General features: G+C 71.6%; 13 protein-coding genes. 8 read left to right on the top strand and 5 right to left on the bottom strand.

Features of this window, described 5'->3' with window-relative positions; translation table 11 throughout:
* The first annotated feature begins 181 nt into the window (after positions 1-181).
* Positions 182-1576 carry an alkaline phosphatase gene (locus ACX9I7_RS18590; protein ID WP_459387946.1) on the top strand — a complete coding sequence of 465 codons (1395 nt, stop codon included), beginning with the start codon at positions 182-184 and terminating at the stop codon, positions 1574-1576.
* Between the two features lie 77 nt (positions 1577-1653).
* Here the strand turns inward: ACX9I7_RS18590 and ACX9I7_RS18585 are convergent, their stop codons facing one another.
* Complete coding sequence (locus ACX9I7_RS18585; protein ID WP_459387972.1) at positions 1654-2496, bottom strand: glycoside hydrolase family 19 protein; 843 nt, start codon at positions 2494-2496, stop codon at positions 1654-1656.
* A 400-nt stretch (positions 2497-2896) separates the two neighbouring features.
* On the opposite strand from ACX9I7_RS18585, the gene ACX9I7_RS18580 reads away from it, so the two are divergent.
* Complete coding sequence (locus ACX9I7_RS18580; RefSeq protein ID WP_459387945.1) at positions 2897-3319, top strand: cysteine/serine endopeptidase inhibitor; 423 nt, start codon at positions 2897-2899, stop codon at positions 3317-3319.
* Here ACX9I7_RS18580 and ACX9I7_RS18575 read toward each other — a convergent pair.
* Both ACX9I7_RS18575 and ACX9I7_RS18570 read right to left on the bottom strand, forming a co-directional pair.
* Entirely contained in the window at positions 3297-4694 is a 1398-nt protein-coding gene (locus tag ACX9I7_RS18575; protein ID WP_459387944.1) for an MFS transporter, read from the bottom strand. The genes ACX9I7_RS18580 and ACX9I7_RS18575 overlap by 23 nt on opposite strands.
* On the bottom strand, positions 4691-5698 hold the full coding sequence (locus ACX9I7_RS18570) for a zinc-dependent alcohol dehydrogenase family protein (protein ID WP_459387943.1): 1008 nt from the start codon (positions 5696-5698) through the stop codon (positions 4691-4693). The genes ACX9I7_RS18575 and ACX9I7_RS18570 overlap by 4 nt, the downstream gene beginning before the upstream one ends.
* Positions 5699-5868: 170 nt before the next feature.
* Here ACX9I7_RS18570 and ACX9I7_RS18565 point away from each other — a divergent pair, with 170 nt between their 5' ends.
* The 3 genes from ACX9I7_RS18565 (at position 5869) to ACX9I7_RS18555 (ending at position 8934) form a co-directional block, all read left to right on the top strand.
* Positions 5869-6867, top strand: a complete 999-nt coding sequence (locus ACX9I7_RS18565) for a LacI family DNA-binding transcriptional regulator (protein ID WP_459387942.1) — start codon at positions 5869-5871, stop codon at positions 6865-6867.
* A 93-nt stretch (positions 6868-6960) separates the two neighbouring features.
* Positions 6961-7902, top strand: a complete 942-nt coding sequence (locus ACX9I7_RS18560; RefSeq protein WP_459387941.1) for a carbohydrate kinase family protein — start codon at positions 6961-6963, stop codon at positions 7900-7902.
* A 234-nt stretch (positions 7903-8136) separates the two neighbouring features.
* A complete protein-coding gene (locus ACX9I7_RS18555; protein WP_459387940.1) occupies positions 8137-8934 on the top strand; it encodes a VOC family protein in 798 nt (265 codons plus the stop codon).
* A gap of 47 nt (positions 8935-8981) precedes the next feature.
* On the opposite strand, the gene ACX9I7_RS18550 is transcribed toward ACX9I7_RS18555, so the two are convergent.
* Positions 8982-9389, bottom strand: coding sequence for a peptidase inhibitor family I36 protein (locus ACX9I7_RS18550; RefSeq protein WP_459387939.1), 408 nt, complete (start codon positions 9387-9389; stop codon positions 8982-8984).
* Between the two features lie 237 nt (positions 9390-9626).
* Between ACX9I7_RS18550 and ACX9I7_RS18545 the strand changes: the two genes are divergently transcribed.
* Genes ACX9I7_RS18545 through ACX9I7_RS18535 form a run of 3 tightly spaced genes read left to right on the top strand, consistent with a single transcriptional unit; the run spans position 9627 to position 11556 of the window.
* Positions 9627-10673, top strand: coding sequence for an alpha/beta fold hydrolase (locus ACX9I7_RS18545; protein WP_459387938.1), 1047 nt, complete (start codon positions 9627-9629; stop codon positions 10671-10673).
* Between the two features lie 54 nt (positions 10674-10727).
* The gene (locus ACX9I7_RS18540; RefSeq protein ID WP_459387937.1) at positions 10728-10937 is read left to right on the top strand and encodes a hypothetical protein; all 210 of its coding nucleotides are present in this window, start codon (positions 10728-10730) and stop codon (positions 10935-10937) included.
* Between the two features lie 58 nt (positions 10938-10995).
* Positions 10996-11556 carry a CGNR zinc finger domain-containing protein gene (locus ACX9I7_RS18535; RefSeq protein ID WP_358626661.1) on the top strand — a complete coding sequence of 187 codons (561 nt, stop codon included), beginning with the start codon at positions 10996-10998 and terminating at the stop codon, positions 11554-11556.
* Between the two features lie 15 nt (positions 11557-11571).
* On the opposite strand, the gene ACX9I7_RS18530 is transcribed toward ACX9I7_RS18535, so the two are convergent.
* Positions 11572-12849: an MFS transporter gene (locus ACX9I7_RS18530; RefSeq protein ID WP_459387936.1), complete on the bottom strand. Its 1278-nt coding sequence runs from the start codon at positions 12847-12849 to the stop codon at positions 11572-11574.
* Positions 12850-12904: the final 55 nt, after the last annotated feature.

The raw sequence follows: 12904 nt of genomic DNA, 5'->3' as shown, positions 1-12904 counted from the left end.
GACAAAGCCCGCTCCAGCGTTGACTGATTTCCTCATCGGTACCACCGTCCCCCCTTGTTGACAATTGATCCGTGGCACGGCGTACGCTCGCGTGCCAACCCATTCGCTCGAGTGGGCGGCGCGTGGCTCCGAGCCGCCCACGGTCCGGCGAACCCGGTCCGCGAACCCGGAGGTCAGCACATTGAACGCAGCCACCCACTTACGGCTCTTCCGTACCTCCCGCAACACACGCGCCCGTCGCGCCCGCCTCGTGTGGGGCGCCGCGGCACTCCTCGTCGCCGGCGCCGCCCTGCCCACGGCGGCCGCGCCGACGGGCGGGGGGAACGCCGATCACCACCCCCGCAAGGCCAGAAACGTCATCCTGCTGATCGGCGACGGCATGGGCGACCAGGAAGTCACCCTGGCCCGCGACTACACCGTCGGCGCAGGCGGCCGCCTCGCCCTCGACCGCTTCCCCGCGACCGGCAAATACACCACGTACTCCGTCGACAGCAAGGGCCGCCCCGACTACGTCACCGACTCGGCGGCGAGCGCCAGCGGCTGGTCCACGGGCCGCAAGACCGTCAACGGCCGCGTCTCGAAGACACCGGACACCGACGTCGCCGTGCCCACCGTCCTCGAACTCGCCCGCCGCGAGGGCCTGGCCACCGGATCGGTCACCACCGACGAACTCACCGGCGCCACCCCAGCCGCCATGGCCTCCCACGTCACCGAGCGCGGCTGCCAGGGCCCGGCCGACATGGCCGGCTGCCCGCGCGACACCATCGGCCGCGGTGGGCCCGGCTCCATCGCCGAACAGTCCGTACGGCTGCGCCCGGACGTGCTTCTCGGCGGCGGCCGGCAGCGCTTCGACCAGAGGATCACCGAAGGCCCGTACCGGGGGCTGACCGTGACCCAGCAGGCGGAGAAGGAGGGCTACCGCGTCGTCACCGATGCCCGTGGGCTGCGGGCCGCCGGGCCGGACCGCCCGCTGCTCGGCCTGTTCTCGCCGGACTCGCTCCCGGTGGAGTGGAGCGGCAAACGCGCGGCCGCCGGCGGCACCCCGCCGCAGCGCTGCGTCACCAACCCCGCCCGCCCGGCCGGGACCCCGACGCTGGCGGAGCTGACCACCAAGGCGATCGGGCTGCTGGAGGCCAGGACGAAGGACCGCAGCGGGCCGGACAAGGGCTTCTTCCTCCAGGTCGAGGGCGCCTCCATCGACAAACAGGCCCACGAGGCCGACCCCTGCGGGCAGATCGGGGAGACCGCCGCGTTCGACCGCGCCGTCAAGGTGGCCCAGGACTACGCCGCCCGCCACCCCGACACCCTGGTGGTCGCCACCGCCGACCACGCCCACAGCACCCAGATCCTGCCCGTCGACGTCAACCCGCCCGGGCTGTCGGCCACCCTTGTCACCGACGAGGGCGGCAGGATCAAGGTCGGCTACTCCACCACCGACACCCCCGAGGACGGCCAGGAGCACACCGGCACCCAGGTGGGCATCTCGGCCCGGGGCCCGAATTCCGACCGCGTCCAGGGAGTCACCGACCAGACCGAGCTGTTCACCACGATCACGACCGCGCTCGGACTGCGCTGACCGCGCAAGGAAATCCGGGCAGCCGACGGCGGTTTCCGGGAAATGAATTCCCGGAAACCGCCGCGGGATTCCCGCCGTCAGCAGTACAGGTTGCCACCCGGCGTCACACCGAGGAGCGAAGTGAATCGCTGATAGCTCGACACCCGGCTCTGGACCTGGCCGGGGTTGCCGCCATTGCATTCCAGGGAGCCGTTGATGCTGCGGATCGTCTCCCCGAATCCACGGCTGTTGACCATGGCGTCGTGCGGGGTCATGGTGCCGGGGCCGCGCTGGGTGTTCCAGTACCACAGCGCGGTCTTCCAGGAGACGGCCGCGTCGGTCTGGACGAGCGAGGGGTTGTTGAGCAGGTTGATGCCGAGGGCGTCACCCGCCGCCTTGTAGTTGAAGTTCCAGCTGAGCTGGAGCGGCCCCCGGCCGTAGTAGGCGCTCTGGCCGGCCGGGCAGCCGTAGGGCTGGTTGCGGTCGCAATAGTGGGGGTAGTTGGCGGTGTTCTGCTCGACGACGTAGACCAGTCCACCGGTCTCGTGGTCGACGTTGGCGAGGAAGGCGGCGGCCTCCTGCTGCTTGGTCTCCTTGCTGCCCGTGTTGGCGAATCCCGGGTACGCGCTGAGCGCGGCGACGAGCCCGCTGTAGGTGTAGAAGGCGTTCCGCCTCGGGAACATCTGGTTGAACTGCGCCTCGCTCACCGGGAAAGCGCCGGGCTTACCGGGGTCGCCGCCTCCCTGACAGGTGTACGGATCCCAGTACCACGTGCTGATGACCGGGTCGTACCCGGGGTTGTCGTGCTCGGCGATGTAGTACCGCCCGTCGGTGTACCGGACGATCGTGCCGGTCGTGTACCAGGTACCCGCGGTCCAGGTCTTCGCGTTGTCGCAGGGGCCGGCGGCGCTCGCCGTGGTGGCGGGGGCGAGGAGGGCCATGCCGACCAGGGCCAGTAAGCCCAGCAACAGGGCCGCGACGCGGTTTCTTCTCACGATGGCTCCCAGTGGGGATCGAGCGAATCGCTGACGGCGAATCAGAGTCCCGAGTGGTCTACGGAATCTCTCGTCATCGCGAAGTGCAGTGAATATCCATGCGAGTTTGGATGTCAACAGCAGGCATCACCACCGGCCTAACTCGCCGCATTTACCCATGACTTCAGGACAACTGCGGCGGAAGGGGCTTGCGAGGGTCTTGAGCGGCGTGGCATCCCTATGCCGGAAGCCGGACGCGTGCCGAGGAAATGCCGCCGTCCCAAGGCTTCGTGCGGCGACGAGCCGCCACTGACACCGCTCCGGGCGAAAAGTTGCCCGAATGGCCCTTGAAATCGAGGAGAGCTTTATGCGTGACTTCAGGCGTGCGCGCTACGCGGCCACCGTCCTGGCCACCGCGGCCACTGGCATCGCGATCGGCGCGGGACCGGCGGCGGCGGACGTCCCGATCGGCCAGACCGTGACGGGGAAGATGACCTACTACACCGACAAGGGCTACGGCGCCTGCGGAACCCCCATCGACGCGACCTCCCAGGACTTGGTCGCGGTCTCGGCCGCGTGGTGGACGTCCGGCAACCCCAACAACGACCCGCTCTGCAAGGGCATATCGGTGGAAGTGAGCTACAACGGCAGGACCATCAGAGTGCCCGTCAAGGACAAGTGCCCCTCGTGCGACCGCAGCCACATCGACCTGAGCCGGACGGCCTTCCAGAAGCTGGCACCGCTCGACAAGGGCGTGGTCAACGGCATCACCTGGAAGTTCGTCCGCTGACCGAGGCCGGCCCCCGGCGCTTTTGACCTCGGGGGCGGGGAGCACGGCGTTCCCCGCCCCCACCGGACGCGTCCCCGGCGCCGTTCCCCGGCGGCACGGGCAGCCCGTCCCCAGGGGACGTGACCCGCAGGCACAGCACCGCGTTGAGCAGCAGCAGTGCCGCGTAGACCCACACCAGGCCCCGGAAGCCGAACGAACCGTACGTCAGTGTTCCGATCAGCGGGCCGACCGCGACGCTCAGTCCGGCGCCCAGGGTGTACACCCCCATCACCTGGCCCCGTCGCTCCGGCGCCTGGGCGATCATCATCGCGGGCAGCGGTACGTACCCCGCCAGCCCCGCGCCGTAGACGGCGACCGCGACCGCCGCCACCGGGAAGTCGTAACCGGCCGCGGCGGGCAGGTAGTAGCAGAGCAGACAGCCGACGGCGCCGAGCACGCCACCGAACAGGGCACAGGTCTTGCGCCCGCTCCAGTTGTCGCCCAGCACGCCGAACACCAGCAGGGCACCCAGGTTGGCGACCATCATGACGACGAGCAGGGAGTTCCACTCCCCGTCGCTGAAACCCAGGTCCCGCACGAAGAAGGGCATGAAGACCCACATGCCGAACGACGGCGTGGTGTTGATGAGCCGGATGACCAGGCTGACGCCCAGCTTCGGCTTCTCCACCAGGATCCGGAACGTGCCCGCCAGCTCGGCCCGCGCGTCCCGGCCCGGCGCCAGGCCGCTGAACCCCGTCCGCTCGCGGAGCAGCAGCAGGACGACGAGGGAGCCCGCGAGGATCACCGCCAGCGAGAGCCACAGCGTCCGGTAGAAGCCGAGGGACGGCGTGACCGCGGCGAAGACGAAGGAGCCGACGATCGGGTACCCCGAGCTGTAGCAGAACCAGAACCAGCCGACCGCCTTGCTCTGGTGGTCCTTCGGCGCCACCGCCATGACCCACGACAGGAAGCCGTAGGCGAACATCGGATAGCCGAAGCCGCGCAGCCCGTACGTGGCCATGACGAGCCAGTAGCTCCCCGCCGGGACGGCGACCCCCAGCATCAGGGCGTGGAACAGCACCCAGATCCCCGCCCCCGCCGCCATCACCCGCCTGGGGCCCCACCGGTCCGACAGCAGACCCGCGCCCAGGAACGAGGCCACGGCCGCGGTGACGCCGTAGACGGTGATGATCGCGCCGGCGCCGGTCGCGGAGAAACCGAGGTCGTCGCCGAAGTACTTCGACAGATAGCTCGTCTCCACCCCGTCGCCGATCATGAACAGCAACAGGCCGACGTATCCCCAGAAGAGGTGACGGGGGATGCCCAACCGGTCCAGCGTGTGCCGCGCGGCGGGGGAGTGGGGCGCGGGGCCACCCGGCTCGTTCCGCCCGCTCATGACGTCCCCGTTCGCGCCGGCGCGATGTGGAGCTTGCGGCCGGTTCCGGCGCGGAAGGCGGCCACCGCCTCGTCGAAGCCCTCCAGCCCGAAGACGTCGCTGACCAGCGGATCCAGGTCGAGCCCGGCAGCGAGCAGGTCGATGGCGGGCTGGAAGCTGTGATGCACGGCCATCGAGCCGATGATGTCGATCTCGCGGTTGTAGACCGCGAAGGGGGAGAAGGCGGCGGTGCGCGCCGGGTCGGCGACACCGAACTGGAGGAAGGTGCCGCCCTTGCGGACCCGGGTGAGCCCGTCCTCGATGGCGGCGACGGCGCCGGTCGCGTCGATGACGACCTCGAAGCCCTGCGGCCGGTCCAGCACGTCCGCGCCCGTCGCCACGGCGTCCGCCGCGAACGACTCGGCGAAGGCCAGCCGTTCCGCGTTGACGTCGACCATCGAGACGGACGCGGCGCCCGCGCCGCGCACCACCGCGGCCATCATCAGCCCCATGGTGCCCGCGCCGTAGATCAGATAGTGCTCGCCGGGGCGGCGCGGCAGCCGGTTGAGGCCGTGCACCGCGCACGACAGCGGTTCGACCAGGCCCGCGGCCGCGTCGGACAGCTCGTCCGGCAGGACGTAGGCGCAGCGGGCCGGCACGGCGACGAACTCGGCGAAGCCGCCGTCACGCGTGACGCCGATCGCGCTGTAGTCGTCGCAGAGGTTGCCGCGCCCGACGCGGCAGTAGTGGCAGGCCCCGCAGGGGAGGTTGGGGTCGACGGCGACCCGGGCGCCCACCGCCGGTGCCGTCACGCCCGCGCCGAGGGCCACGACCCGCCCGGTCAGCTCGTGCCCGGGCACCAGCGGATACGTGGCAGAGGGGAGTTCGCCGCCCAGGATGTGCATGTCCGTGCCGCACAGGCCGCACGACGACACTTCGACGACGACCTCGCCGGGGGCCGGGACGGGATCGGCTGTTTCGGTCGACCGTGCCTCACCGGGACCGGTGACCAGGACTGCTCGCATCGGCTCGCTCCTCACTTCCTCGTGCGGACTTCCTAGTGCGGTGGCGGGACCGTAACCTCGGCGTAAACGCTTGCGCAAGCGTTTACGCCGAAGAAGCCATGAGGTAATTTCGAGATCGGCATCGACGACGACAGCGGCGCGCACTCCGCCGCACAGGAGGCTCGGGGACCATGGCAACGATGGCGGACGTGGCCCGGCACGCGGGCGTCTCCGTGGCCACCGTCTCCCACGTCCTCAACGCGACCCGTCCCGTGCGCCCCGCCACCCGCGACGCCGTGCAGGCCGCCATCGACGAACTGGGCTATACCCACAACACCCTCGCCCGCTCCCTGGTGACCTCCCGTACGAAGTCCATCGGGCTCGCCGTCTCCGCCATCAGCAACCCGTACTTCACCGAGATCTTCCAGGGCGTCGAGGCGAGCACCCTCGAAGCCGGCTACAGCCTCCTCGTCGTGGACCCGCACGACGACCCGGAACACGAGCTCAAGGCCGTCCGGCTGCTCCACGAGCGGCGCGTCGACGGCATGATCGTCGCCCCGTCCGCCGCCCCCGGCGCCCTGCTCGACCACCTCGCCCACGCGAAGGTGCCCACCGTCTTCCTCGACCGCCTCGTGGGCGACGCCCACGACCAGGTCTGCGCGGAGAACGAGGCGCCGATGGCCCGGCTGGTCGCCCACCTCGCCGAGCGCGGACACACCCGCATCGCCCTGATCGCCGGAACACCCGGCCTCAGCACCACCACCGAACGCGTCGCCGGCTACCGCACCGGCCTGGCCGAGGCCGGCCTCCCGTACCGCCCCGAACTCGTCGTCGACGGCGACTCCCAGGCCGCCGGCGCCGAACGGGCCACCCACCACCTCCTCGGCCTCGACCGGCCGCCCACCGCCCTGGTCACCGCCAACAACGCCATGACCATCGGCGCCCTCCAGGCCCTGCGCGCGACGGGCCGCCGCGTCCCAGGCGACATGGCGCTCGCCTGCTTCGACGACTTCTCCTGGGCCGACCTGTTCGAACCCCGCCTCACCGCCATCGCCCAGCCCAGCCGCGACATCGGCGCGGCGGCGGTCCGCGTGCTCCTGGACCGGCTCGCCGACCCCGACCGCGCCCCCCGCACCCTCCGGCTGCCCTGCGCCTTCGTGCACCGCGGCTCCTGCGGCTGCACGGACTGACGCGCTGATCAAGGTACTGGCCGAGGCGCTCACCGAAGCCCTGACCGAAGCTCACATCTCTGACCCACACCTGTCGAAAGGCACCGACCGCCCATGATCATCGTCGCCGGGGAAGCCCTCATCGACCTCGTCCCCGCAGGGCCCGCCGCCGACGACGAGCTGCCCGCCCTCCTGCCCCGGCGCGGCGGCGGCCCCTACAACACCGCCGTCGCCCTCGCCCGCCTCGGCTCCCCGGCCGCCTTCTGCTCCCGGCTGTCCACCGACCATTTCGGCGAGGCCCTCCTGCGCGCCCTGACGGCGGACGGCGTGGACACCTCCCTGGTCCAGCGCGGCCCCGAACCCACCACCCTGGCGGTGGCGCACATCGGCGACGGCGGCTCGGCCACCTACACCTTCCACGCGGAGGGCACCGCCGACCGCCTCTTCCGGCTCCCCGCCGGCCTCCCCCCGGCGGCCCGCGCCATCTCCTTCGGCACCTGCTCCCTCGTCCTGCAGCCGGGGGCCGGGGCCTACGAGGAGCTGATGCGCCGCGCGTCCGGAGACGGCCTGTTCACCGCGCTCGACCCGAACATCCGGCCGGGCCTCATCCCCGACGCCGACGTCTACCGGGCCCGCTTCCGTTCCTGGCTGCCCCACACCACCGTGCTCAAGCTCTCCGAGGAGGACGCGGCCTGGCTCGCGGAATCCACCGACCTCGAGGCCGCCGTCGACCAGTGGCTCGCGTCGGGTCCGTACGCCGTCGTCCTCACCCGGGGCGGCGCCGGCCTGACCGTCCGCACCCGCGACGGCGTCGAAGTGTCCGTCCCCGGCACGGAGACGGACGTCGTGGACACCATAGGAGCCGGCGATACCGTCAACGCCGCGCTGCTGCACCGCCTGGACCACCACGGCGCGCTCACGGGCACGCCCGCCCTGGACGCGGGTCAATGGCGCGACGTCCTGGCCTTCGCCGCCCGCGCCGCCGCGCTGACCTGCTCCCGCGCGGGCGCCCAGCCGCCGTACGCCTCGGAACTCGCGGGCCCGGTCCCGCGCTGACCGCTGAGGGACGTGACGAACCGGCGCCCGTCCCCCTTCCGCCCGGCCCGGGCGGCGAGGACCGCCGGGAAGCGGGATACGCGCGCACCGGAGCGCGTCGGCCCCGGCACGCCGGACGGCGCCTCGGCGGGATTGTCAGTGCCCCCTGCCATGCTGAGAGCCGATCGTCTCCCGCAAGGCCCGCCCGGCCCCCGCCGGGCGCACCGACACGCTCCCGCGGCCGAAAGGGCACCCATGCTGACGTCCACCCATGTCCCCGGCGGGCCGGCCTGGCTCGACCTTGGCACCCCCGACATCGACGCCGCCGTCGCCTTCTACGGCGCGGTCTTCGGCTGGGAGTACGCCTCGGCCGGCCCCGCCGTCGGCTACGGCTTCTTCCGGCTCGGCGGCAGGACCGTCGCCGGTGTCGGACCGCTGACGGAGGAGGGCGCCGGCTCGGCCTGGACGGTGTACTTCCGCACGGAGGACGCCGATGCCACGGCGAAGGCCGTGGAGCAGGCGGGCGGCACGGTCCGCATCGCGCCGGGTGACGTCTTCACCGCCGGCCGGATGGCCGGCTTCACCGACCCCACCGGCGCCGAGTTCGCGGTCTGGCAGGCCCGTGACGTGCGGGGGCTGGATCTGGTCAACGAGCCGGGCTCGGTCAGCTGGGTCGAGCTGTACACGACGGACCTGGCCGCGGCGGACGCGTTCTACCGTGCCGTCCTGCCCTGGGACACCCGGGACCTGCCGGTGGGCGGCGGCCTCGAGTACAAGGTCGCCGGGCCCGCCGGCGGTGGAGTGGAGACCGTGCACGGCGGCCTCATGCAGCTGCCCGAGGGGCACCTGGACGCCGGTTCCCGCTCCGAATGGCACCCCTATTTCGAGGTCGCCGACTGCGACGCGGCGGTGGCCGCGGCGGCGGGGCACGGGGCCGTCGTCCTCATCGAGGCCATGGACGCCCCGGGCATCGGGCGCGTGGGCATGTTCCTCGACCCCTTCGGAGCCCCGTTCGCGGTCATCAGAAGCGCCGAGAGGAACGCCGAGTCCTGAGAACTCGCCCCGCCCTGCGGCCCGGCGTGGTCAGTGCCCCTCGCCGGTCAGCGCCCCTCGCCGGGCGGCGTGCCGCAGCTCGGGCCGCCCGGGCCGTCGAACTGCACGGAGCTGAAGAAGTCACGGTAGGCGGGGAAGAAGTTGCCCTTGCCGGTCGGCCCGGCGGACGTGACGGTCGTGCAGCCGGTGTAGTTGGCGTCGGACCAGAGACGGATGGTCGAGGAGGTGCGGTTCCAGTCCGATTTGGCCCTGTCGTTCATGCCGAGAGGGGCGAGGCCCGGTGTGTTCCCGCGTAGCCGGATCATGTCGCCGGTGCCGTCGAGGCCCGAGAACATGCAGTAGTAGCCGACGGGGCAACGGTCATACCCGTCGGCGGCGTGGGCTGTGGAGACCGGCAGCACGGTGCCGGCCAGGGCGGCCACCGGAACGAGCAGTGTGCGCAAGATGTTTCTCATGTTCGTGTGTCTCCCCGGGCCGGATGGCGAAGCCGCGTTGACGAGCCGTTGCGTCAAGGATCGAGGAGCCCGCGCTCGGCGCCAAGGGCTGTGCCCACGTTCACCCTTGGGGATATATGTCGTGAACTTCTCGCCCCGGCCGCCGATTTCGCGTCACCTGTTTGACCGGTGACGCCAGCCTGTGCGACAGTCGGTCATCGAAGAAGCCTGCGCACATGAACGCACGGAGTGATTCGCATGATCAACAGACGTGGCTTCGGCAAGGCCCTGGGACTGGGCACGAGCGCGGCCGCCGTTTCACTGACCGGCTTGGGGGGCTCGCGGAGCGCGTCCGCCGACACTCGGAGCGCATCCACGACGTCGACATCGGCACCGACATCCACCTTTCCGCAGCTGAAGCAGATCAAGGCCGGCCTGCTGAACGTCGGCTACGCCGAACTGGGCCCCGCCCACGGCCCGGTGGTCATCTGTCTGCACGGCTGGCCGTATGACATCCACAGCTACGTCGACGTCGCCCCTCTGCTGGCCGGGGAGGGCTACCGGGTGATCGTCCCGTATCTGCGCGGTCACGGCGCGACGCGCTTCCTCTCCGGCCGGACGTTCCGGAACGGCCAGCAGTCGGCCCTCGCCCTCGACCTCCTCGCCCTGATGGACGCCCTGAAGATCGAGAGGGCTGTGCTGGCCGGCTTCGACTGGGGCTCGCGCACCGCCGACATCGTCGCCGCGCTCCACCCCGAACGCTGCAAGGCCCTCGTCTCGGTGGGCGGATATCTCATCACCGACCGCCAGGCGAATCTGAAGCCGCTGGCCCCCAAAGCCGAACACGCCTGGTGGTACCAGTACTACTTCGCCACCGAGCGAGGCCGGCTCGCCATGGAGGACAAGACCCTGCGGCACGACCTCACCAGGCTCGTCTGGGACACCGTCTCCCCTACGTGGGAGTTCGACGACGCCACGTTCGAGCGCACCGCGGCAGCGTTCGACAACCCCGACTACGCGGCCGTCGTCATCCACAACTACCGTTGGCGGCTGGGCCTCGCCGACGGCGAGCGCCGCTACGACGGACTCGAGAAGCGGCTCGCCGCGCGGCCGGTCATCGAGGTGCCCACCATCACCCTCGACCCCGAACGGGACCCCTTCACGGCTCCGGGCGACGGCGCCTCGTACCGCGACAGGTTCACGGGCGCGTACGAGCACCGAACCCTGACGGGGATCGGCCACAACCTGCCCCAGGAGGCGCCCGAGGCATTCGCCCGGGCCGTCGTCGACGCGGACCGGTCCTGACGAAGCACCCGGAAGCACCCGGAAGCATCCGCCCGAGACGGAACGGAGTTCGACATGGAGCACGGCAGCACCACCGACACCACCACCGATACCACTACGGCGGCGACACGCCGGGCGCGCTTCGGCCGGCTGCCCGAGCGAATCCGCTACGAGGACATGGTCGAGGAAAGGGCGGCCTCGGCGCACGACTCGGCGCGCCACGCCCACGACCCCGAGGGGTCATGGAAGTTCTTCTCCTGCCTCGCCGTCGACCTCGGCCTCTGAGCGGAGGAGGCGGTGACGGATCTTGCCCGGCGCCACCGTCACCTGCCAGACTGGTGATGTGAATCTCGACCATGTCTTCGTATGCGGCAATCCGGCACTTGACTTCGCCGCGACGCTGCGGGCGCGCCGCTCCGTGCGCTTCGAGATGTTCACGACGCCCGACAGGCTGAACGCCTGGTACGTGGAGTCCGGCCTCGTCGACGCGGTCTCCCCCGGGCAGGAGGCCGACGTCGAGCGGGCGAGGTCCGTACGGGAAGCGATCTACCAGCTCGTCACGGCCCGCAGGCTCGGGCAGGAGTACGACAGGGCGGCGCTGGCCGTCGTGAACAACGCGGCCCGCAAGCCGCCCGCGGTGCCGCAGCTCACTCCGTCGGGACGGTGGACGCAGGCGACGCCGGAAGAAGCCCTCTCCATGGTGGCGCGGCACGCCGTCGAGCTCCTGAACGGGGCGGACGTGCCCCTGCTCAAGGAGTGCGGCAACCCGGAGTGCACCCGCACCTACATCGACCGCTCGCGGGGCATGCGCCGGCAGTGGTGCGGGATGGACTCCTGCGGCAACAAGATCAAGGCAGCCGCGTACCGGGCCCGCAAGAAGAGCACGCCCGCGACGCCCCACTGACCGGCCCGGCCCCGCTCAGCCGTCCACCTCCCGTCGCCGGGCGGCGGACGCGGCGCCCACGAGGAAGAGCGCGGCCCCGCAGGCCTGGACGATCGCCAGCCCCATGAACGTCCGCTGGATGCCCGCCGATTCCACGGCGGTGCCCGCCGCCGCCAGGCCCAAGGTGCCCCCCGAGAGCGCGCCCGCCGCGATCACGGTGAGGGTGGAGGAACGCAGCGGCGCCGGGATGGCGGCGGTGCGCACCGCCGCCATCGGGGCGTTCGACACACCGTTCAACAGCCCCACCACGACCAGGAAGACCGTCAGCGCGCCCGGTCCCAGCGGGAGCAGCAGGGCCAGGAAGGCGATGCCCTGGCCCGCCCGGCCGAGGACGGCCAGGCGCAGGTTGGACAGCCGGCGCAGGGCGGGCCCCACCAGGAAGGTGCCCAGCAGCGCGCCGCCGCCGAAGGCGCCCAGCAGCACACCGGACAGGGTGGACGATCCGTGCCGCAGCAGGACGAAGACGGGGATGAGCGCGAACAGGGCCTGCCAGGCGCTCTCGCCGAGGATCTGGGCGAGCGTCCAGTGGCCGAGCATCCGGTCACGGAACAGGACGGCCATGCTGTCGCGCAGCCGGCCGCGGCGCGGTGCCACGGCGATGGGAAGGTCGCGCGGCAGGCCCCAGCGGAGCAGGATCGCGGAGCACAGGAAGCTGAGCGCGTCCAGGAACAGCACGGCCGGGGCCCCCATCGCCGCGATGAGCAGTCCGGCGGCCGGCGGTCCGAGCAGGATGGTCAGGCGGGTGGCGCCCTGGAGACGGGCGTTGGCCTTGCTGAGCAGGGTCTCGTCGTCGCCGACTAGGGCGGGCAGGATGGCCTGCTGGCTGGCCACGTAGGGCGCGAAGAAGGAGCCCACCGCGAAGAGCAGCACCATGAACACCGGCGTGCCGAGCAGTCCGGCCGAGTGCAGCAGCGGCACCAGGGCGATCAGCGGCGCGCGGGCGGTGTCGGCGAGCAGCAGCACCTTCCGGGGGCCCAGCCGTCCCGCGAGGGAGGCACCCAGCAGGCCGAAGACCGCGACGGCGACCATCTGAGCGGCCATCACCTTGCTCATGGCGGCGGGTGACCCGGTGCTCTGCAGGGCGAACCACGGCAGTGCGACGGCGCTCAGCTGGGAGCCCGTCATCGACAGCACCTCCGCGCACAGCAGCGTCCGGAGCGTGGCCCGGTGGTCGGCCGCGGTCGTCGCGGGTGCCGGAGCCGGTGGTGAGGTGGCGGGAGGCGTCGATTCCATGTCGCCCTTCGCGGATTCCATGTCGTCCCTTTCGGTTGGTGGAGGCGGATCCCCGGGCCCCTGGGGGCCCGGGCCG

The sequence above is a fragment of the Streptomyces sp. L500 genome (assembly GCF_054551825.1).
The sequence above is the reverse complement of the archived record's forward strand: the minus strand, read 5'-3'. Positions and strand labels throughout refer to the sequence as shown.